This window comes from Streptomyces alanosinicus (assembly GCF_014650595.1).
Lineage (GTDB): Bacteria > Actinomycetota > Actinomycetes > Streptomycetales > Streptomycetaceae > Streptomyces > Streptomyces alanosinicus.
In genome coordinates, this window is record NZ_BMVG01000024.1 from 75,089 (window position 1) to 96,544 (window position 21,456).

The window sequence follows — 21,456 nt, forward strand, 5'->3', positions numbered from 1 at the left end:
CTTCCCGTCAGCCCTCGTCCGGGCCACCGTTGTCCTTGTCGTCGGCGGAGCCGGTCTGCTGCGCCTCGGTGGTCTCCTCGCCGCCCTCGGCCTTGACGGTCTGCGCGCCGGGCTGCGGCTCGGCGACGGCCACCCGCGCGGGGCGGATGGTGCGCTCGCCGATGCGGTACCCGGGCTGCAGGATGGCCACGCAGGTGGTCTCCGTGACGTCCGGCGCGTACGAGTGCATCAGGGCCTCGTGGATGGTCGGGTCGAAGGGCTCGCCCTCCTTGCCGAACTGCTGCAGGCCCATCTTCGCCGCGACGGTCTCCATCGACTCGCCGACCGACTTGAAGCCGCCGACCAGTTCGCCGTGTTCCCGTGCGCGGCCGATGTCGTCGAGCACCGGCAGCAGCTCGGTCAGGAGGTTCGCGATGGCGATCTCCTTGACCGCGATGCGGTCGCGCTCGACCCGGCGGCGGTAGTTCTGGTACTCGGCCTGGAGCCGCTGGAGGTCCATCGTGCGCTCGTTGAGCGCCGTACGGACCTGGTCCAGCTGGGCCACCAGACCCGCGTTCGCGTGTGCGTCCCCGGCCGGGGCCGCCCCCTCCTCGGGGGCGGCCTTCGACTCGGCGTCGTCGGGGGTGGCGCCGGAGGGGACGTCGGGCTTCTCCTCGAAGCCCGGGGTCTCCTCCGTCACGCGGCACCGTCCTTGCGCTCGTCGTCGACGATCTCGGCGTCGACGACGTCGTCCTCGGCGGCCTTGGCGCCACCGGCGGCGGCACCCTCCGGGCCGCCGGCCTGGGCCTGCGCGCCCTGGGCGTCGGCGTACATGGCCTGGCCGAGCTTCTGCGAGACGGCCGCGACCTTCTCGGTGGCGGTGCGGATCTCGGCTGTGTTGTCGCCCTCGGCGGACTCGCCCTTGAGCTTCTCCTTCAGCTCGGCGACGGCTGCCTCGACCTCGGTCTTGATCTCGCCCGGGACCTTGTCCTCGTTGTCCTTGAGGAACTTCTCGGTCTGGTAGACGAGCTGCTCGCCCTGGTTGCGGGTCTCGGCGGCCTCGCGGCGGCGGTGGTCCTCCTCCGCGTACTGCTCGGCCTCCTGGCGCATCCGGTCGACCTCGTCCTTCGGCAGCGAGGAGCCGCCGGTGACGGTCATCTTCTGCTCCTTGCCCGTGCCCAGGTCCTTGGCGGTCACGTGCATGATGCCGTTGGCGTCGATGTCGAAGGAGACCTCGATCTGCGGGACGCCACGCGGCGCCGGCGGCAGACCGGTCAGCTCGAACATGCCCAGCTTCTTGTTGTACGCCGCGATCTCGCGCTCGCCCTGGTAGACCTGGATCTGCACGGACGGCTGGTTGTCCTCGGCCGTCGTGAAGATCTCGGAGCGCTTGGTCGGGATCGTGGTGTTGCGCTCGATCAGCTTGGTCATGATGCCGCCCTTGGTCTCGATACCGAGGGACAGCGGGGTGACGTCGAGCAGCAGGACGTCCTTGACCTCGCCCTTGAGGACACCGGCCTGGAGCGAGGCGCCGATGGCGACGACCTCGTCCGGGTTCACACCCTTGTTGGCCTCCTTGCCGCCGGTCAGCTCCTTGACGAGCTCGGCGACGGCGGGCATACGGGTGGAGCCACCGACGAGGACGACGTGGTCGATCTCGCCGAGCGCGATGCCGGCGTCCTTGATGACGTTGTGGAACGGCGTCTTGCAGCGCTCCAGCAGGTCCGCGGTCAGCTGCTGGAACTGGGCGCGGGTCAGCTTCTCGTCCAGGTGCAGCGGGCCCTCGGCGGACGCCGTGATGTAGGGCAGGTTGATCGAGGTCTCGCTGGACGAGGACAGCTCGATCTTGGCCTTCTCGGCGGCCTCGCGCAGGCGCTGCAGCGCCATCTTGTCCTTGCCGAGGTCCACGCCGTGACCGGCCGCGAACTGCTTGACCAGGTAGTCGACGACACGCTGGTCCCAGTCGTCACCACCGAGGTGGTTGTCACCGTTGGTGGCCTTCACCTCGACGACGCCGTCGCCGATCTCCAGCAGCGACACGTCGAAGGTGCCGCCGCCGAGGTCGAAGACGAGGATCGTCTGGTCGTCCTTGTCGAGGCCGTAGGCCAGCGCGGCGGCGGTCGGCTCGTTGACGATGCGCAGGACGTTCAGACCGGCGATCTCGCCGGCCTCCTTCGTCGCCTGGCGCTCGGAGTCGTTGAAGTACGCCGGGACGGTGATGACCGCGTCGGTCACCTTCTCGCCCAGGTAGGACTCGGCGTCCCGCTTCAGCTTCTGCAGGATGAACGCGGAGATCTGCTGCGGGTTGAAGTCCTTGCCGTCCAGCTGGATCTTCCAGTCGGTGCCCATGTGGCGCTTCACCGAGCGGATGGTCCGGTCCACGTTCGTGACCGCCTGGCGCTTGGCGACCTCGCCGACGAGCACCTCGCCGTTCTTGGCGAAGGCGACGACGGACGGCGTGGTCCTGGCGCCTTCGGCGTTGGTGATGACGGTGGGCTCGCCGCCCTCCAGAACGCTGACGACGGAGTTAGTCGTGCCCAGGTCGATGCCGACCGCACGTGCCATTTTCGATTCCTCCAGCTGACTTGAGTGGAACGGACTCAAGTGTGCATGACTCTCGGCACGCGGTCAACAGACCTGAGTCGCAAGGACTCAAGTCTTATCCGTTCCTTACACGCAATGGGCTGCTGACCTGCGGCGATGTCGCCTGTCGGGGCGACTGGACAGGGATGCCAAGGAGTACGACGACCACCAGCAGCGCCCCTCCGGCCACCCACAGCACGGCCCCCTCGCCGGTCCACCCGGTGTGCACGAGCACCCCGACGAGCACCGCCGAGAAGGAGCCCGCGCCCAGCACGACGACGGAGGCCTGCGGGGTGAGCCCGAGCCGGCGCAGCCGGTGCGCGAGATGGTCGGGCCCGCGCCGCAGCAGCGAACGCCGGGCCACCCCCCGGGCGAGGACCACGAGGACGGCGTCGGCGAGGGCCACCGCGCCGAGGCAGAACATCACGGCGGCGCTCGGCCCGAGGTCGTACCCCGCGCGCGTGAAGACCAGCGAGGACGACAGCAGGAACCCGGTGAACAACGAGCCGCAGGTGCCGAGCCCGATCCGGGCCGGATGCCAGTTGTGCATCAGGAAGCCGGTGAGGGCGGCGGCGAACACGCTCAGCAGGACGGCGAGCCCGTCCATCACCTCGGCGGCGGCACAGGCCCCCGCCCCGAAGGCGGTGACGACCCCGACGGTGCCGGCCAGCCCGTCCGCGTGGTCGAGCCCCTTGAAGGCCAGCGAGGCCGCGAGGATCCAGCCCACGGCGAGCATCCCGCCCAGCACCCCCGTCTCGTCGTACGGCACCACACAGGCCGCCGCCACGGCCGTACCGGTGACGAGCACACGCAGGCGCAGCCGCCAGACGTCGGCGACCAGGCCCAGCGCGGCGACCAGGGCGGCGGCCACCAGCAGCCCGTCGACCCCCTGCCCGAGCGGCGCGACCCCGGTCCACTGTCCGACCCCGGTGACGAGGCAGGTGACGACCACCACGGCGACCCCGCCGAGCAGCGGCAGCCGCCGGTGCAGCCGCCGGTCGACGATGCCCGCCCGCAGCGCGGGCACCCTGAGCAGCGCCGCGAGCACGGCGGCGAGGAAGAGGGCTGCGGTAGCCGCGGCGATCCCGTAGAGCACGGCTCTAAGGTAGGGGCGAAAGTAGCAATTCGGTACGAATAACACGATCTGATGACCCGGGGATGACGCTCATCACCCCGCGCTCGGCTGCATCTCGCAGGAAGATGGGGGTAGTCTCAGACGGACTCCATAAGTTACCGCTTAGTAATGTCCGTCGGTTGAATCGCTCAGCAACCGTTCGCCCGTTCATCCGAGGCCGCCTCAGGAGCCCCAATGCAACTCGCCGCGATCATCGTGTCGCTGGTCCTGATCGTGGTCGGCGTGGCACTGTTCGGCCGCGCCCTCCTGCAGATCTTCAACTTCATGAGGCTGGGCCAGTCGGTTCCGGCCGGGACGCGGACCGACGACCCCGCACAGCGCACCCTCACCGTGGCCAGGGAGTTCCTCGGCCACACCAGGATGAACCGCTGGGGCATCGTCGGTGTGGCGCACTGGTTCGTGGCGGTGGGCTTCTTCTCTCTGCTGCTGACGATCGTCAACGCGATCGGGCAGCTGTTCAAGGCGGACTGGATCCTGCCGGTCATCGGTGACTGGGCGCCGTACAACGTCTTCGTCGAGTTCATCGGCACCATGACGGTCCTCGGCATCCTCGTCCTGATCGCGATCCGCCAGCTGAGCAAGCCGAACAAGCCGGGCCGCAAGTCCCGCTTCGCCGGCTCCAACTTCGGCCAGGCGTACTTCGTCGAGGCCGTCATCCTCATCGTCGGCATCTGCATCTTCATGCTGCACGCCCTGGAAGGCGCCCAGCACCACGTCGACGGCTACGAGGTCTCGTTCTTCATCTCGTACCCGGTCGTGTCGTGGCTGAGGGGCATGGACGTCTCGACGCTCCAGAACCTGACCTACTTCTTCGCCGGTGTGAAGATCGCGACCTCCTTCATCTGGATGATCACGGTCGCCCTGAAGACCGACATGGGTGTGGCCTGGCACCGCTTCCTGGCCTTCCCGAACATCTTCTTCAAGCGCAACGCCACCGGTGAGACCTCCCTCGGCGCCCTGCTGCCGATGACGTCCGGCGGCAAGCCGATCGACTTCACCGACCCCGGCGAGGACGACGTCTTCGGTGTCTCCCAGGTCGAGCAGTTCTCCTGGAAGGGCCTGCTGGACTTCTCCACCTGCACCGAGTGCGGCCGCTGCCAGTCGCAGTGCCCCGCCTGGAACACCGGCAAGCCGCTCTCCCCGAAGCTGCTGATCATGTCGCTGCGGGACCACGCGCACGCCAAGGCGCCGTATCTGCTCGCGGGCGGCGGCAAGAACGCGGAGGGCGAGGAGAAGGCGTCCGAGGAGCAGCTGGCCGGGGTGCCCGCCGCCGCTCTCGCCGAGGCCGAGCGCCCGCTGATCGGCACCGCCGAGGAGAACGGCGTCATCGACCCGGACGTGCTGTGGTCCTGCACCACCTGCGGCGCCTGTGTCGAGCAGTGCCCGGTGGACATCGAGCACGTCGACCACATCGTCGACATGCGCCGCTACCAGGTGATGATCGAGTCCGCGTTCCCGTCCGAGGCGGGCACGATGCTCAAGAACCTGGAGAAGAAGGGCAACCCCTGGGGTCTGGCGAAGAAGCAGCGCCTGGAGTGGACCAAGGAGGTCGACTTCGAGATCCCGGTCGTCGGCAAGGACATCGAGGACCTCTCCGAGGTCGACTACCTGTACTGGGTCGGCTGCGCCGGCGCCCTGGAGGACCGGGCCAAGAAGACCACCAAGGCCTTCGCCGAGCTGCTGCACATCGCGGGCGTGAAGTTCGCGATCATGGGCGGCGACGAGAAGTGCACCGGTGACTCCGCCCGCCGCCTCGGCAACGAGCCCCTGTTCCAGGAGCTCGGCATGGAGAACGTGGCGGCCCTGAATATGGCCTTCGGCGAGTCCCTCAACGAGGAAGGGGAGGTGGACGAGTCGACCAAGAAGCCGAAGTCGGCGAAGAAGATCGTCGCCACCTGCCCGCACTGCCTCAACACGCTCGGCAACGAGTACCCGCAGCTCGGCGGCGACTACGAGGTCATCCACCACACCCAGCTGCTCCAGCACCTGGTGGACGAGGGCAAGCTGATCCCGGTCACCCCGGTCGAGGGCATCATCACCTACCACGACCCGTGCTACCTGGGCCGGCACAACAAGATCTACACGCCGCCGCGCGAGATCATCGCGAACGTCCCGGGCCTGCGCAACGAGGAGATGCACCGCCACAAGGAGCGCGGCTTCTGCTGCGGCGCCGGCGGCGCCCGGATGTGGATGGAGGAGCGGATCGGCAAGCGCATCAACAACGAGCGCGTCGACGAGGCCCTCTCCCTCAACCCGGACATCGTCTCCACCGCCTGCCCGTTCTGCCTGGTCATGCTGACCGACTCGGTCAACGGCAAGAAGAACGACGGCAAGGCGAAGGAGTCCATCCAGGTCGTGGACGTCGCCCAGCTGCTGCTCGACTCGGTGAAGACCCCGGTCGACCCGGCGGGCGAGGCCGAGCCCGAGAGCGCGCCGGAGCCCGAGCCCGTGAAGTGACCACGGCTCTTCGACGTACGGCGCCCCCTGCTTCGCACAGGCAGGGGGCGCCGTCGTCGGTACGGCCGCCCGGGTCATGGATCGCGGCCGGCCGGGCTGTCACAGATCCGGACGCTGCCTCGGTGCCGCTGCCGTGCCGCCGCCCTTGGCCGGGCCCCTTCGGTTACGCCTTCTTCGGCGCGGCCTGCTGCACCACCTCGAAGGACCACAGCGTGGAGCCGGACGCCGCCGGCTTCGGGCGCTCGCCCTCGCCTCCGCCCTGGTGCGCGGACTTCATCGGCCCCTCCATCCACGCCTGGAAGGACTCCTCGTCACGCCAGCGCGTGTAGACGAGATAGGTGTCGGTGCCCTCGACGGGACGCAGCAGTTCGAACCACTCGAAGCCGTCGGAGTTCTCCACCGCGTGGGCACGCGAGGCGAACCGCTTCTCCAGCACCTCCCGCTGCTCGGCGGGCACGGTCAGCACATTGATCTTCACTACGCTCATGACACCATCCTGGCCCAGTCCGGTACGGCCGGCCGCACCGGCACCGGCACCGGCACCAGTCCCACGGATTTGCCTATCTCTCGTGCGCCCCTTACGCATCCCGACGGGTCTCCTGATCGCCGACCGCCCGGTGAACCGTGGGACAACTCACGGCGAACGGGGACGGTCCGCACCCCATCGGCTGTGGATGCCCGCCACGCATCCCCGCATGCAGCAGGAGAAACCCGCATGCACAAGCCTCTGCGACTCGCCCTAGCGACGGCCACCGCGACCGCGCTCACCGGCGGTCTGCTCACGTTCTCGGCCGTGACCGCCACGGCCGCGGACTCCACCCATGTCCCCCAGGCCGACTTCAACGGCGACGGCATCGGCGACGTGGCCTTCTCCGCCGACAGCGCCTATGTGAACGGCAGGAGCGCCGCCGGCCAGCTCGTCGTCCGCTACGGCACGAAGACCGGCGTCTCCTCCGCCAAGCGCTCCACCATCAGCCAGGACACCGCCGGCAACCCGGGCACCGCCGAGGCCGGCGACCACTTCGGCGCGGAGACCGCGTACGCCGACTTCAACGGCGACGGCCACGACGACATCGCGGTCGGCTCCCCCGGCGAGGACGTCGGCAGCGACCAGGACGGCGGCGGCATAGCCGTCCTGTGAGGCTCGGCCGCCGGCATCACCGGCAAAGGCGTCACGGTCGCCGACCCGGCGCCCACCGCGCACGACTACTGGGGCAAGAACCTCGCCGCCGGCGACTTCGACGGCGACGGCTTCCTCGACCTCGCGATCGGCGTGGCGGGCGAGAACATCGGCAGCGCGACGAACACCGGCGCGGTCACGGTCCTGCACGGCACACCGAAGGGCCTGGACACCTCCTCGGGCGCCCAGCCCTTCGCCCAGTCGTCGCCGGGCGTCCCCGGCGACGACGAGAAGGACGACTACTTCGGCCAGGACGTCAAGCTCGACGACGTCACCGGCGACGGCAGGGCCGACCTGCTCGTCGGCTCCCAGGAGAACGCGGGCAACGACGCGGTGACCTACCTGCCCTCCGACGGCACGAGGATCACCACGACCGGTTCGCGCACGGTCTCCCCGAGCACCTCGGGCGTCTCGACGACGGGCACGCCGTACTTCGGCGCCAACTTCGCGGACTGAACGGGGGGAACGGGGGGAAACCCCTGAAAGCCCCCTGGTTGAGCGGCTGACGGTCCCTTAGGGGATGTCACAGGTCGGCCGCAAAGCCGGGCCCGGACACCCGGGCCCGGCACACCGCTCTCCGGGACCAGGTACGTTCGATGACGTGGCTGGATTCAGGAACGGACGTGGGGGCCGGGACAACCGCACCCCCCAAGGACAACAGGCGCCGCAGGGACCGTCGTACGGCTCCGCTCAGGCGTCGCAGCGGCCGTACCCGCAGGCGGGACAGCAGCCGTCGTACCCCCGGCAGGGACAGCCGTACGGCAGGCCGGGGCAGTCGCACGGCTATCCGGGCCCGGCCGGCGACGGACCTGAGTACTTCGGTGACGACGCCGGCTACCCGGCCGGCGCCGCCGGGCACGACCCGTACGCGGCCAACAACCCGGGCCACACCCAGGCGTTCTCGATCGACGAGGCCGCCGACTACACCCAGGGCGCGACCTATCAGGCCGGCTCCACGGCCGCCCCCGCCGCCCCGCTCGGTCCGCCGCTGCACTGGAAGCAACTGCTGAAGGGGATCATCTTCTCCCCCGACCAGACCTTCCTGCGCATGCGCGACTACACGATGTGGGCCCCCGCCCTCATCGTCACCTTCCTCTACGGTCTGCTCGCCGTCTTCGGCTTCGACGGCGCCCGCAAGGACGCGATCGGCGCGACGCTCTCCAACGCGGTGCCGATCGTGCTGATCACAGCGGTCGTGATGGTGCTCGGCCTGTTCATCCTGGGCGTGGTCACCCACACCCTGGCCCGCCAGATCGGCGGTGACGGCGCCTGGCAGCCGACGGTCGGCCTGTCCATGCTGATCACGGCACTCACGGACGCGCCGCGCCTGATCGTCGCCATGTTCTTCGGCGGCGACGCGAGCTTCGTGCAACTGCTGGGCTGGGCCACCTGGATCGGCGCGGGCGCCCTGCTGACCCTGATGGTCTCCCGCTCCCACGACCTGCCCTGGCCGAAGGCGCTGGGCGCGTCCGCGATCCAGCTGATCGCGCTGCTGTCGATAGTGAAGCTCGGCACGTTCTAGTTTTCCGACGGACACACGGACTCACGGGCATACAGGCACACGGGCATACGGGCATACGAAAAGGCCCCCGGCGAGACAGCCGGGGGCCTTCGCGTGTCCGGTGTTCTCAGGCGTCGAGGACCTGCCCGGCCCGCTGCACGACGGGCGGCTCGACGCTCCACGGGAAGTTGATCCAGTCGTCGGTCCGCTTCCAGACGTACTCGCACTTCACGAGCGAGTGGGACTTCTCATAGATCACCGCGGAGCGGACCTCGGCGACGGTGTCGAGACAGAAGTCACGCACGAGCTTGAGCGTCTTGCCGGTGTCGGCGACGTCGTCGGTGATCAGCACCTTCTTGTCGGAGAAGTCGATCACGTTGGGCACGGGGGCGAGCATGACCGGCATCTCCAGCGTGGTCCCCACCCCCGTGTAGAACTCCACGTTCACCAGGTGGATGTTCTTGCAGTCGAGCGCGTACGCCAGCCCGCCCGCGACGAACACACCGCCCCGGGCGATGCTGAGCACGATGTCGGGCTCGTACCCGTCGTCGGCGATGGTCTGCGCCAGCTCACGGATGGCGCCGCCGAACCGCTCGTAGGTGAGGTTCTCCCGCACACCCTGCACATCACTCATATCGCTGCTGCCCTCACACCTGGGTCCGATGGAAATTGACGTAGGACCGCGAGGCGGTCGGCCCGCGCTGCCCCTGGTAGCGGGAGCCGTAGCGCTCGCTGCCGTACGGGAACTCGGCGGGCGAGGACAGCCGGAACATGCACAGCTGCCCGATCTTCATCCCCGGCCATAGCTTGATCGGAAGCGTGGCGAGGTTGGACAGCTCAAGGGTGACGTGCCCGCTGAAGCCGGGGTCGATGAACCCGGCGGTGGAGTGGGTGACGAGCCCGAGCCGCCCGAGCGAGGACTTCCCCTCCAGCCGCGAGGCGAGATCATCGGGCAGCGAGATCACTTCATAGGTGGAGGCGAGCACGAACTCCCCGGGGTGCAGGATGAACGGCTCATCGCCGTCGGGCTCCACGAGCCGCGTCAGATCCGCCTGCTCGACGGAGGGGTCGATGTGCGGGTACCGGTGGTTCTCGAACACCCGGAAGTACCGGTCCAGCCGTACGTCGATGCTCGACGGCTGCACCATGGTTTCGTCGTAGGGATCGATCCGTACCCGCCCGGCGTCGATCTCGGCCCGGATGTCCTTGTCTGAGAGAAGCACGTAGCGAGGATACGCAAGGCGCGCGGAGCCGTGACAATCGTGACGGCTCCGCGCGCCTGTGTTACCACTGTGTCCTTCTGTTACCGCTGCTGCTGCCGGTGCCGGACCGATGCCGGGGCCGGTGCCGGACCGATGCCCGTGCCGGGCCGGGCCCGCTAGCGCTTCTCCAGCGCGACCGGCACCACACTGCGGAGCCGGGCGCACCGGGGGCACCTCATGAGCCGGCCGGGGCCGAGTCGCTCGGCCTTCTGCATCGGGAACGACGCGGTGCTGAAGACGTGCCCGTCCGCGCAGCGGACTACGGTGCGTTCCATCAAGTCCCTTAAGTCCCTTCCCCACGAGCCTCGTCGGGCCTGCCTCGCCCTGACGAACAAAAGCCACATTACGGGATAAAAGAGAGGACTCTCCAGGCGGCACTCCGGCCCCACTCGACCCCTCCGCCAGGCCTCCACGGTACGCCCCAACTCACGCCGCCCGCAGCCGGATCCGACCTCTGAAACAGGCTCAGACCCCAGGGTCGGAGCACCTGGGGTCTGCGATGATGTATAGTGAGCAAGCGTCCGGACAAGGACTCCGCGAGGATCATGTCCGTACTTACGCGGGTGTAGTTTAATGGTAGAACATCAGCTTCCCAAGCTGAGAGCGCGAGTTCGATTCTCGTCACCCGCTCCAGAGAGAAACCCCAGGTCAGCGGCCTGGGGTTTGCTTGTTGTCTAGTCCAATTTGAGGCTGGCGTGCCCTCCGCGTGCCCTAAGTGCAGATGAAAGGGCCGCGAGGGGCTCTTTGGGCTCGATTCCTGAAGGCGGCGTCTGGAAAACCTCAAATGGCGAGATGGACTTTCAGTGATCCGCGTCACGCATCGCGCAAATGCGACTGAAGTCGCTTGCACAAAGGGGCCGTTGCGACCGTGACACGTTAGGCGTCACTTACAGCCCGCGCAGATAGGCGCCGGGCGGACCTAGTTCTCCAGCCGGTCCCGGAAGCTGAGATGGCATCAGGGATCGATCAGGGTTCCATCGGGGGCGATCCCTGATTCGTCGCACCGCAGCTGCGCGGCACGGTCGTGGGCATGACTTTCAAGCCTCCTTCCTCAAACGCCGGGACCGCGACGACGGCGGGCCGACGCAGGCGGGTGCCGATGGCGGCGCTCGCCTGCGCGGTGCTCGGCGTGGTGGCGCTGGGCACGGCCGTCCCGGCGGTCGCGGCGCCCGCCGCGCGGCCTGCCGCCGCGGTCGACTGCACCGGCGACACCACCGGCAACACCACCGGCAACCGATTGCCGGAGCTGGATCCGCAGGCGTTGCAGCAGGCACTGTCGAGCGCGCCCGACCGCGTCACGGGCGTGCTGGCGCGTGTGAACGGGCCGGACGGCCACTGGACCGGCACGTACGGCACCGCCGACATCACGACCGGCGCGCCGGTGCCAGTGGACGGCCGGTTCCGTCTCGGCAGCGTCACCAAGACCTTTATCGCCACCGTGATGCTGCAACTGGCCGCCGAGGACCGCGTCGACCTCGACCAGCCCGTCCAGCGGTACCTGCCGGATGTCCTGCCCGACAGCTACCCGCCGATCCCCGTCCGCACCCTGCTCAACTTCACCAGCAGCCTGCCCGAGCTGACCCCGGACGACCTGCCCACCACCCCGGATGGCATCGTCGAGCACCGCTTCGACGACCACCCGCTCTCCGAACTCGTCGCCAAGGCCGTCCGGCACGAACGCCCCTTCACCGAGCCCGGTTGCATGCAGGTATACGGAGCCACCGGCTACTACGTCGCCGCCATGCTCGTCGAGAACCTCACCGGACACACCTACCAGCAGGAGATCACCACCCGTATCCTGCAACCGCTGCACCTGCGCGACACCACCGCCCCGCAGACCGACACCACGGTCCCCGGCCCCCACTCCGACGGCTACATCGCCGTACCTCGGCCGGACGGCGGATCGCAGCTGGTCGACATCACCGAACAGAACCCCGGCGCCGGCGGCATGATCTCCACCACCGCCGACCTCGACCGCTTCCTGACCGCACTCTTCCGGGGACGACTGCTGCCTCCGACCGAGCAGGCGGAACTGTTCGACGTCCCCGACGTCCCCTACCTCGGCGGCACCGCCCACGACCCGGGACAGGGCCGTGCCTACTACGCCGTCGGCCTCATGCGCGTGACCCTGCCCAACGGCGTGACGGTGTGGGGTAAGACCGGCACCACCTTCGGCTACACCAACGGCATGTTCACCACCCGCGACCTGCGCCGCCGCCTGGTGTACTCCTTCAACCCCACCACCGGCGGTGGCAACGACCTCGCCCTGGTCACCCGGATCCTGTCCGCGACCTTCGCCCCGTGAGCGTCACACCTCATGGCTGACGATCACCTTGCCGAACGCGGCTCCTGACGCATAGGCCCTGTCCGGCCGATCTTGCAGGGCGCCCGACGCCGCGCGCTGATCCGACAAGATCGACCGGACAGGGCCCTAGTTGGCAGACGGGACAGGCACCGGTCCGGTGATCATGGAATTGCGACGCTCTGTGATCACTGGGGAGACCTGTGCCTGTGCTGCCACCATGGCTGACCGAACCGCTCTGGGACCAATCCGCCGCCCTGCTGCCGAAGCGGCCCAAGTTCGACCCCGCCCACCCGCTGGGCTGCCACCGGCGCCGGATTGGCGACCGGATCGTCTTCGACAAGTTGCTACAAGTCCTTCGGTTCGGCTGCTCGTACGAAGCGATCGCGGACACCACCTGCTCGGCCAGCACGATCCGCAACCGCCGCGACGAGTGGATGCAGCTCGGGCTGTTCACCCGGCTGAAGCAGATCACCCTCGACGCCTACGACCGCATCGTCGGCCTCGTCCTCGACCAGATCGCCGTGGACGGCGCTATCACCAAGGCCCCCGGCGGGGGTGAAGCGGCCGGACGCTCGCCCGTCGACCGGGGCAAGCAGGGCATGAAACGCTCAGGCATCACCGACGGCTACGGCATCCCTCTTGGCCGCGTCCTGAGCGGCGCCAACTGCCACGACTCGCCACTTCTCGCACCAACTCTCGACATCCTGGTTGGACTTGGACCAGTGCCCGACGAGATCACCGTGCACCTCGACGCGGGCTACGACTCGGCCAAGTCGCGCGCCGTGCTCGGGGAACGGGGCCTGCGTGGCCGGATCGCCCACAAGGGAACCAAGGCACCAGTCCAGGCCACTCAGCGGTGGCATGTCGAGCGCACCCACGCCTGGCAGAACGCCTTCCACCGGCTGGCGCGCTGCTACGAACGGCGAATCAGCGTCATCGGAGCCTTCTTCGACCTCGCCGACACAATCATCACCGTCCGTAGCCTGATCCGCCGAGCCTGGACCACCCACCGTTGGGACACACGACCTCGCCGCCGACCATGACCAGCCGCCAATCTGCGCTGGCTCTTAAGTGCCCAGCCCTTGGCTACGCAGGTACCAGGCCTCCCAGAACCTTGCGAAGAGCGGTACTCGCACCAGGCCCCGCTGTCGCCACCTGGCGCAGGTCGGTGCTCTTCATGTACCGGTAGCTCTGTGGAGGGTGGAAGGTCCCCGCTGCCCGCAGGGCACCGAGCGTCACCGGCTCGTCGAAGGAGACGGGGTCCTCCAGCGTGAGACCACTCGCCTGGGTGGCGCCGCTCATGTACGCGTCGTACTCGCGCCGGGTGATCCCCGTCTGGGTGCGGTGGGCGGACCACACCTCCTTCGGGGAGGCCACGTGGACCGAGGCGATGCGCGCCGCGCCCACCAGGGCCATGGTGGGCGCGGTCGCATACAGCAGAACCGGGGTTCCGGGAGGCGCGGCGACACGTTGGCGGCGGACTTCCACCGTCTTGCTGCCGGCCAGGATCGCGGTGGCGAAGCGCGGGTGGACGGACAGCAGCATCGCGCGTTCCGGATCGTTCACGTCGTTCGGTGCCCCTCTTGGTAGACCGCCTGGAACAGCTCGTTACTGATCTTCGACAGCGAGATCAGCAGGTTCGACGACCACGGTAGTCCCAGCCCCCTGGCCAGCGAGGTCAATCGCCGCAGCGTCACCGGCCTGGGGAAGATCTCGGTGTCCGAGAACCTCAGCGCCATGGCGCGGCCGGAGCTGTCGGCGGCTTCTCGTACCTCGACTCGACCATATACGCCTAGATGTTCGAATTTCGAGAAGAGGGTGTCGGGTGTGTCGATCAGCACCTCGTCCAGGCGTGAACTGCCCACCACCATCTGGCCTTCGCCCGGGGAGCTGCCCTCGCTGACGTACCAGAGCAGGCGAGCCGGGACGCTCTCCCCGCGGTGGCCCGAGGAACGGTAATAGACGTGCTCCCTGCTGATGCCCAGGGCGTCACTGCGCGGAATGAGCGTGGCGGGGACGTTGAACAGCTCGGTCGACCAGCGCGGCTTGATGGGCACCAGGAAGGACGGCAGCTCGGAGTCCATGACCTTCGCCGGCCACCATGCCCGCTCCACCACAGCGGCCACTTCGGCGGACATGCCTAACCGGAGCGTCGTCGTTTCCTCGGTCAGCTCGCGGGCCAGGCCGCCGGCCACCGCCTCCACCTCGGCGGCTGAGCCGCACACGTTCACGAGGAGAGCGACGAGGCTGCCGTCGTGCTCGAAGAACCCGTCGTCCGCTGCCGCGGACTTGGCGGTCTCGGAGGGACGTGGATCGCTGATGCGGATGATCTCTGCGCCGCAGTCCCGGCCGAGCCGCTTGATCAGGAAGAGGAGTTGCCGGGCCAGAGTCTCTTCCAATGGATGGCTGGCCGTGCGTAGGACGGGGACAACCAAGGTTCGCCCGTCCAGCGCCCATGCGTAGAGGGCGATCGGGCGGCCCTGGCCGTCCCTGAGTAGTTCGCGGCGCCACGCGACCGCGCCCCCGTTCAGCGACCGCAGGCGCTCGGCGAATGCCGAGCCGTCGTCGCCACCCGTCTGATGGAAGAAGGCGACCAGTTCGTTCTCCGCGCCTGGTGCTACCTCGCCGGACCGGAACTCCGTCCCCATCAGATCCGCCGGCCGGTACACCTGAGCCTGTCGCAGCTCGTCGACGTGCAGCGTCACGGTGGAAGGCGAGACAACCCGAACGCGGGCGATCTCCCAGGCCACGTCAGCCAGTCGGGACAGCAGCGGATCGCGGGTCGCCAGGACTTGCAGACCGGCGCATGAGGTCTCGGCCACGTACCGCAGGCGGAGCCGAAGCTCAGCGTCGACGGTCACTTCGGGGATGGCCTGTGTGACGGCCACGAGCAGTTCACTGCTTCGCTCGTCCACGGCCGCCGAGTCAGGGGAGAGCTTACGCAGGCCGGTCAGAGCGGCCCGCTGATGCTGCCGCTCAGACGTGTGTGCGAGGTCACGGATCTGATGGACCAGTTGGGGCGTGTAGGCGAGTTCGACGAGATCCGCCATCCAGCCGGCTTCCAGCGCGCGGGACTCCTCCGCGTCGGCCGTGTCAGCGAGGCCACGCAGATCGGCGAACACTCCATGGTCGACCGTCACCACCAGGAGTGCGTCGCTCTCCATCTCCGTGAACAGGTCCGGATGGCCGAGGTCCAACCACCATCCGTCCAGGATCTCGCCGTCACGGCCCCGCCCTCGGACCTCGCCGTCCGGGACGAATCCCAGACTCCTCCACATACCGCTCAGGTCGTAGTCACGCCGGCACTTGGCCTTGATCCCGAGTCGTTGCGGATACTGCTCCTTGATGCCCTCCACCAGCTGCCGACCGATTCCCCGACCGCGCTGTTCCTCCGCCACGCACAGGTGCGCCAGCCGGATGCGCGCGCTCCTCTTCGGGAGTCCGAACAGCGCGTAGCCGATCACCTCATCCTCTTCGACGGCGGCCAGAAGGCCGCCGTCCTCGGCTGCCTTGCGGTAGGCGGGAGGCGTCAGAAGCCCCAGTGTCTTGGTGTAACGATCGCCCAGGGCTATGGCCTTGTCGATCAGCTCGTCCTGCGCAGGCGAAACGGACACTAACTTGATCGCCATTGCTCCCCCTCCGGTTGGGCCGGTCACGGCCGACCGCAACTCCCCTGTCAGTACATCCGGGCATCCAGGGAAAGCTGATCTCAATCACTTGCCTTCCCTCAAGGGGGCATGAGGGGGCGCACGGTGCTCGAAGACTTGCCTGACGGTGGCGGTGGGGCGCTCGTCGGCCTCCTCCTTGCCGGCGCCCTTGATGCGGCACGGGTTGGTTCGCAGGAGGTCGTCGTCGACCGCTGTCTGAAGGATGGCCTTCCGCAGCCGGTACGACTTGGCGACCGTGGTGGCGCCGGTCGCCTTCAGGCGCTCCGCTCGCCACGTGCGGACGGAGGGCGGGGTGATCTCGTCCAGATCCTTGCCGCCGAAGCCAAGCCGTCCGCTATCAGGGGCGCCGTGGTTGGCACGCACGGTCACCACGGCGACTCAGCAGATCCGTCCTTGCCGGGCGGGCATGCAGGTTTCTTCCATGGCAGCGGACGGTTGTCTCGCCGTTCCTCACAGGACTTCGATGGATGTGGAAGGCGAGATGCGATCGCCTACCGTGAACTCCACGCTGGTCAGGCCCGGGGGCGTGTCGTCGGAGGCGCTCACGCAGACCCACATCACCGACCGTGATCCGGCCACGGGAATGTGCAGGTCGACCTCGGAGAAGGCCAGGGACTGGCCGTCCTGGGAAATGCTGCCCATGTACACGGCGGGGTCGCCGACGCCGTCCCAGACCGTCAGCTGGTGATCGGGGTTGACCTGAGTGCCGAACCGCATACCCGCATCGGCCGGCAGAGCCACGGCAACCGATACACGGTGAAGGCCGAAGTGATGACGATCGTTGTGGAGGGCGAGGGCTTTCCTCCTACGGTGAAGGTCAGGCTGGTCGAGCCGAGGGGGTCTCGTGGCTGGCGCTCACGGCGACCCACATCACGGTCGTTCCCGGCAATTCCAGGTCCACGTCCGAGAAGACGAGCGAGGCCCCGTCCTCCGACAGACTGCCCCTGTACCGGGTGGTTTCGTGGTCGGCGTTCAGGACGGTCAGCTGGTAGTCGGCCGAGCGTGTGCGTGCCGAACAGCAGACCGCGGCTCACGGGATCGTGGAACCTGCACTCAGGGCCGGCCTCAACGCCGCGGCAATCGGCATCCTGATCTCCCTCGGCCGGGACGTGCCGGCCCACGCCTGGGAGCCGGCCGACGAGGCGCTGGGCAAGCACGAGTAAGGAACGGTCGTCGCCGGAGGTGCCGTCTTGGCCGCCGACCTGGCCATCGGGCCGGCCGGACTCGTGCACCACGACGTCCGGATCGCCCGCCGTCGCACCGGCCTACGGGACCCGGTGCCGTCGCTTCCGTTCGTAGCCGACGCTTTCGTCCCCAGCCCGTTCGGAGCCGCACACACCCGGACGGTCTCGCCGCCCCCGGAGCGGTGAACAACTTCGCTCCCCTATGCGGAAGTTGCTGTGACCGCCGCGGGTAATCGACCACCCGGAGGGATGCAACATGACCTCGCCCCTCACGCGCTTCAGGCGAGCCGCCGTCTGCGCGGCCACCGCGACGGTGGCGCTGGTCACAGCGATGGCACCCGTTGCCGGCGCCGCGCCCGCCCATGCGCCGCGCGCTGCGGCGGCGGCCGCGCCGACGACGGCGTGCGTCAGCACGTTCCCGCTGTACTCGGACGGCCGCTGGACCGCACCGAAGCCCGGTTCTGTCCGGCGACCGACGACGCCCAGATCCATCCCGTCCTCGAACACTCCGAGTGCCAGCACTACGGGGAGCGGCACGGCACGGATGTGCTCGACAACAGCAGGTCCGGCAGCGGCGGCCCGTCCGGCGCGATCGAAGGCAGCTTCGTTTCCTGTTCGGGCCCCGGGACGCTCTCAGAGCCCGGTACGTCCCGACTGGCTGCGGCTGACAAGGAGTACGACGTGACAGGGAGCACCGAGCTGGAGTCTGCCTCTTGGAGCATCCCGGCGAGATCCAAGAGGCAGGCCCCAGGCCGTTTCCCGAGGACATCTCGCGGAACCCTCGACAGCGTTGCGCGTGCCCCGGCCGCCGCGCCTCCCCCCGTGCCCCTGCCTCTACTCTTGTCCCCGGCCAGGTCGTGAACTGGCGACCAGTTACGGAACGGAGCGCACGGTGTCGGCGGGGGAAACGAACGGCGGAGATCTGGTCGGCAAGGTACTGGGCGGGCGTTACCGGGTGACTGCGATGGTCGGTCGCGGTGGTATGGGCGTGGTCGGCCGGGCGGTGGACGAGCTGCTCAACCGGGAGGTCGCCGTCAAGGTCCTGCGGGCCTACACCGACGCCTCCGCAACCGAACTGGCCGATCTGCGGGCCCGGATGCAGCGGGAGGCGCAGGCCGCTGCCCGTATCCGGCACAGTGGTGTGGTCACCGTGCACGACGTGACCGAGGAGCAGGGTCTGCCGGTCATCGTCATGGAACTCGTCGACGGGCCCTCGCTCGACGATGTGCTGACGGAGCGCGGAACGCTGGAGCCGCGCGAGGCCGCAGCGATCGGCGCCAAGTTGATGGACGCGCTCGACGCCGCGCATCGGGCCGGGGTACTGCACCGGGACGTCAAGCCGGGAAACGTGCTGTTGGAGCGATGGAGGCACCTCCCAGGCCGTTCAGGCTCCGAGGGAGGCCGGGTCGTGCTCACCGACTTCGGCATCGCCAGCATGGAAGCGTCCGACGGCGACGCCATGGCCAAGCTGACCCAGAGCGGTCAGATCGTCGGCTCCCTCGATTATCTGCCGCCGGAGCGCGCGCAGGGCAGGGAGCCCGGTCCCGCGTCGGACATCTGGTCGCTGGGCATGACGCTGTACGCGGCAGTGGAGGGCAGTTCGCCGTTCCGCCGCACGTCCGCGTGGTCCACGCTGGCGGCGATCGTCACCGAGCCGCTGCCGGAGCCCCAACTCGCCGGACCGCTCACGGCGGTGCTGCAGGCACTGATGGCGAAGGAGCCGGAGAACCGGCCCACCGCCGACCAGGCGCGCGAGATGCTGGAGCGGGTGGCATCGGGCAGCCCGGCGAACCTCGCGTCGCCGGCCCCCGTACGTACGGCGACGGAGGCCGCCGTCCCGTTGCCGCCGCCCGGGTTCGGTCCCGTGCTGTTCCACCAGGCTTCCCCGCAGCCACCGCACACCGGCTACCCGCCGGCCGGCCTGCCGCCCACGGTTCCGCAGATCGGCGCACCGGCTGCGGCGCCGCGCACGGCCGGCCGCGGCGCCGCGGCCGGCCGTGCGCGGCGCCGCAGCCGTTCCGTCGTCGTGGCGGCAGCCGCCGCCGTCGTGCTCGCCGGAGGCGGCGTCGCCTACGCGGTGATGAACTGGCCCGGTGGCTCGGACGGTGACGGGACGCAGGCGACGGGGCCCGGGGTCGGTGCTGCGGGGGGCAGCGGTCGGCCGAGCGACGGCGACGAGATCTCCGGCATGAACCCGCCGAACGCCTCGTCGTCCGCGAGCTCCCACGGGAAGCCGTCGGGCGCGCCCTCACAGCGGCCGGACGACGGCGGCAAGGACGGCAAAGCGAGCCCCACGACGACGCCGGGCAGCGATGGTGACGGTGGGGCCCCGCGGTCGTCGGCCTCTACGACGGCTGACGCCGGCGCCGTCTACCTCAGCAACGACTACAGCGCGCTCTGCGCCGGTGCGGGCAGCAGCACCACCAACGGTGCGAAGGTCATCCAGTGGGGATGCACCAGCGCCCAGGACGAACGGTGGGTGTTCGAGGCCACCACCGACTCCAACGGCAAGCGCGCCTACTTCCTGCGGAACGCGTACTCGGGCAAGTGCATGGGCCCCGCGTCGAGCCTCGCCAGCGGGGCGGGCATCGTGCAGTACACGTGCAACGGCGCGGTCGACCAGAAGTGGTGGTACGACTCGGGCACGCGTGCAGTGCGCAACGTCTACTCCGGCAAGTGCCTCGGCCTCGGTTCCAAGGCGACCAAGGGGTCCCAGCTGATCCAGTGGACCTGCAACGGGGCACAGGACGAGAAGTGGTCCAAGACGGCGCGCTGAGCCGAGGGGGCGACTGCTCTCGCCCCAACACCAGGGACGATGGCCCGGACACGGCCCAGATGTATGAAGACCTCGTGTCATGTGGTGAGGGGTGAGCCTGCCTGTGTGGTGAGAAGTGCTAGTTGGTGCAGGCGCTGGTAGTACCGGAGCTGTGGTCAACGTTTCCACAGGTCACAGCCTTGATCGGGGAAAACTCCTCAAGCGGGTGTCGAGGTGGGAACTCTGCCGAGGCATTTGATGATGAAGGCAGCGCAGGAGGATCTTCGACGACTCCGCACCGGCCTGACTGCTCCGCTCGACCGAACGTGACCGCCCCTGGCCCACCGGTGCGAACCCAGCTCTCGCAGCCGTATTGAAGGGCGACGTATCCGCAGGTCAGAGCCGGTACAGCCATTCAAGCGCCGTCGCTTCCCAAGCGGAGATCGCGAGTTCGATTCTCGCCGTCGTGCCCGACTGTCGTCGGCCGAGTTTCGCCGCACCCCGCCTCGAAATCCCAGGTCAGTGGCGTGACGCGGTTGGTCCCTTCTGGATCTGTGCCGACGGCCACAGCGAGCTGGGTACGCGTAGGCTCATACTGAGTCATGACAAAGTCTGCTGCGCCGAAGCGTCACTTGCCTACCAGTCCCTTCAAAGCCCCGGTGACACGGGCTCCCAAGCACTTCGCCGTGGGCGACCAGGTCACACACGACGTGTACGGCCTCGGCCGGGTGGTCGGCATCGAGGACGGAGTCGCGGCGCTCGTGGATTTCGGCTCGGCGCAGACGCGGATCCTGAGCCCGTACCCCAAGATGACCAAGCTGTAGGACCGCTGTGTCCGGTCACGACACACCCGGGCTCCCTTCGGGGACCTGAAACGAAAGAGAGCCTCTCATCGATCTGACGTCGCTGTTCTCCGCGCTGGAAGGGCAACCCCGTTGCTCCACCGCGGCATCGCCGCCTCCGGCGACCAACCCCTTCCAGGTACCTGACTTCGGGCAGGGCGAGACCTTGCCGCTCGAGGGCCCCCAGGAGCCCGGCTCGGGCACGCGTGCGGCGCGGCCCAGGGCAGCTCGGCCCCACGAATGACGGTGGCTGCGGCAACTGGCCGCGGGCCGTCTCTCGTAACTGCGGTGAGAAGTGCGGGCGTCTCGGTTTCCGTCTCACTCAGCCCCGTTCACCGTCGTTCGGACGAGACCACGTGCTGGATCCTTTCTCCGGCCGGGCCCCATGAACACACAATGTCGATGCCCGGCTGAAGGACGCCATGGTGCACGCCCTGCACCGGCAGCCGTCGACCGAAGCCCGCTTCTTGATCGGCGGGAGCTGCGCGGTGGCGGGCGAGGAGTAGCGTGGTGGCGAGGGCGGCGAGGACTCGTCATGCCCTCGGCGGTAGCCGTCCCCTCACCGCCGCCAGCGGTCGGCGGCCTGCCGGAACCGACAGGCAGGC

At 68.7% G+C, this 21,456-nt stretch carries 18 protein-coding genes, 2 tRNA genes and 2 pseudogenes; 11 read left to right on the top strand and 11 right to left on the bottom strand.

Annotation, left to right across the window (positions count from 1 at the left end; translation table 11 throughout):
• Positions 1-7 precede the first annotated feature (7 nt).
• The 3 genes from grpE to IE277_RS33030 form a co-directional block, all read right to left on the bottom strand.
• Positions 8-679: a nucleotide exchange factor GrpE gene (gene grpE, locus IE277_RS33020; RefSeq protein WP_189957402.1), complete on the bottom strand. Its 672-nt coding sequence runs from the start codon at positions 677-679 to the stop codon at positions 8-10.
• Positions 676-2,544, bottom strand: coding sequence for a molecular chaperone DnaK (dnaK, locus tag IE277_RS33025; protein ID WP_189957403.1), 1,869 nt, complete (start codon positions 2,542-2,544; stop codon positions 676-678). Before dnaK ends, grpE begins: the two co-directional genes overlap by 4 nt.
• A 94-nt stretch (positions 2,545-2,638) precedes the next feature.
• Positions 2,639-3,658, bottom strand: coding sequence for an MraY family glycosyltransferase (locus IE277_RS33030; protein ID WP_189957404.1), 1,020 nt, complete (start codon positions 3,656-3,658; stop codon positions 2,639-2,641).
• Positions 3,659-3,871: 213 nt separating this feature from the next.
• Between IE277_RS33030 and IE277_RS33035 the strand changes: the two genes are divergently transcribed.
• On the top strand, positions 3,872-6,154 hold the full coding sequence (locus IE277_RS33035; RefSeq protein ID WP_189957405.1) for a (Fe-S)-binding protein: 2,283 nt from the start codon (positions 3,872-3,874) through the stop codon (positions 6,152-6,154).
• A 163-nt stretch (positions 6,155-6,317) separates the two neighbouring features.
• Here IE277_RS33035 and IE277_RS33040 read toward each other — a convergent pair whose 3' ends face one another.
• Positions 6,318-6,641 (bottom strand): antibiotic biosynthesis monooxygenase family protein, encoded by a 324-nt coding sequence (locus IE277_RS33040; RefSeq protein WP_189957406.1) that lies wholly within the window; start codon positions 6,639-6,641, stop codon positions 6,318-6,320.
• Between the two features lie 228 nt (positions 6,642-6,869).
• Between IE277_RS33040 and IE277_RS33045 the strand changes: the two are divergent.
• Positions 6,870-7,790: pseudogene (locus IE277_RS33045) on the top strand (FG-GAP and VCBS repeat-containing protein).
• Between the two features lie 64 nt (positions 7,791-7,854).
• Positions 7,855-8,856 (top strand): Yip1 family protein, encoded by a 1,002-nt coding sequence (locus tag IE277_RS33050; RefSeq protein ID WP_189957407.1) that lies wholly within the window; start codon positions 7,855-7,857, stop codon positions 8,854-8,856.
• Positions 8,857-8,962: 106 nt separating this feature from the next.
• Here IE277_RS33050 and IE277_RS33055 read toward each other — a convergent pair whose 3' ends face one another.
• The 3 genes from IE277_RS33055 to IE277_RS33065 all read right to left on the bottom strand — a co-directional run bounded on the left by IE277_RS33055 (position 8,963) and on the right by IE277_RS33065 (position 10,372).
• On the bottom strand, positions 8,963-9,469 hold the full coding sequence (locus IE277_RS33055; protein WP_189957408.1) for a phosphoribosyltransferase: 507 nt from the start codon (positions 9,467-9,469) through the stop codon (positions 8,963-8,965).
• 13 nt (positions 9,470-9,482) lie between these two features.
• On the bottom strand, positions 9,483-10,058 hold the full coding sequence (gene dcd / locus IE277_RS33060) for a dCTP deaminase (RefSeq protein WP_189957409.1): 576 nt from the start codon (positions 10,056-10,058) through the stop codon (positions 9,483-9,485).
• Between the two features lie 155 nt (positions 10,059-10,213).
• The gene (locus IE277_RS33065; RefSeq protein WP_189957410.1) at positions 10,214-10,372 is read right to left on the bottom strand and encodes a hypothetical protein; all 159 of its coding nucleotides are present in this window, start codon (positions 10,370-10,372) and stop codon (positions 10,214-10,216) included.
• A gap of 284 nt (positions 10,373-10,656) precedes the next feature.
• On the opposite strand from IE277_RS33065, the gene IE277_RS33070 reads away from it, so the two are divergent.
• From IE277_RS33070 to IE277_RS33080, 3 genes are all read left to right on the top strand, one after another.
• A tRNA-Gly gene (locus IE277_RS33070) sits at positions 10,657-10,730 on the top strand.
• 397 nt (positions 10,731-11,127) lie between these two features.
• Positions 11,128-12,402, top strand: coding sequence for a serine hydrolase domain-containing protein (locus IE277_RS33075; RefSeq protein WP_229882139.1), 1,275 nt, complete (start codon positions 11,128-11,130; stop codon positions 12,400-12,402).
• A 200-nt stretch (positions 12,403-12,602) separates the two neighbouring features.
• Positions 12,603-13,445 (top strand): IS5 family transposase, encoded by an 843-nt coding sequence (locus IE277_RS33080; protein ID WP_189957411.1) that lies wholly within the window; start codon positions 12,603-12,605, stop codon positions 13,443-13,445.
• A gap of 43 nt (positions 13,446-13,488) precedes the next feature.
• On the opposite strand, the gene IE277_RS33085 is transcribed toward IE277_RS33080, so the two are convergent.
• The 4 genes and pseudogenes from IE277_RS33085 to IE277_RS33100 form a co-directional block, all read right to left on the bottom strand.
• Positions 13,489-13,968: an ASCH domain-containing protein gene (locus IE277_RS33085; RefSeq protein ID WP_229882140.1), complete on the bottom strand. Its 480-nt coding sequence runs from the start codon at positions 13,966-13,968 to the stop codon at positions 13,489-13,491.
• On the bottom strand, positions 13,965-16,031 hold the full coding sequence (locus tag IE277_RS33090; protein ID WP_189957412.1) for a GNAT family N-acetyltransferase: 2,067 nt from the start codon (positions 16,029-16,031) through the stop codon (positions 13,965-13,967). The genes IE277_RS33085 and IE277_RS33090 overlap by 4 nt, the downstream gene beginning before the upstream one ends.
• Positions 16,032-16,157: 126 nt before the next feature.
• A pseudogene (locus IE277_RS33095) lies at positions 16,158-16,391 on the bottom strand (tyrosine-type recombinase/integrase); the annotation flags it as partial.
• 129 nt (positions 16,392-16,520) lie between these two features.
• Positions 16,521-16,787 carry a hypothetical protein gene (locus tag IE277_RS33100; RefSeq protein ID WP_189957413.1) on the bottom strand — a complete coding sequence of 89 codons (267 nt, stop codon included), beginning with the start codon at positions 16,785-16,787 and terminating at the stop codon, positions 16,521-16,523.
• Between the two features lie 323 nt (positions 16,788-17,110).
• Between IE277_RS33100 and IE277_RS48970 the strand changes: the two genes are divergently transcribed.
• From IE277_RS48970 to IE277_RS33120, 5 genes are all read left to right on the top strand, one after another.
• A complete protein-coding gene (locus IE277_RS48970) occupies positions 17,111-17,233 on the top strand; it encodes a hypothetical protein (RefSeq protein ID WP_268252681.1) in 123 nt (40 codons plus the stop codon).
• 27 nt (positions 17,234-17,260) lie between these two features.
• Entirely contained in the window at positions 17,261-17,440 is a 180-nt protein-coding gene (locus IE277_RS33105; protein ID WP_189957414.1) for a hypothetical protein, read from the top strand.
• A gap of 706 nt (positions 17,441-18,146) precedes the next feature.
• A complete protein-coding gene (locus IE277_RS33110) occupies positions 18,147-20,030 on the top strand; it encodes a serine/threonine protein kinase (RefSeq protein ID WP_189957415.1) in 1,884 nt (627 codons plus the stop codon).
• Positions 20,031-20,388: 358 nt separating this feature from the next.
• Positions 20,389-20,479: transfer RNA gene (locus IE277_RS33115), tRNA-OTHER, on the top strand.
• Positions 20,480-20,611: 132 nt separating this feature from the next.
• The gene (locus IE277_RS33120; RefSeq protein WP_189957416.1) at positions 20,612-20,833 is read left to right on the top strand and encodes a hypothetical protein; all 222 of its coding nucleotides are present in this window, start codon (positions 20,612-20,614) and stop codon (positions 20,831-20,833) included.
• Positions 20,834-21,456: the final 623 nt, after the last annotated feature.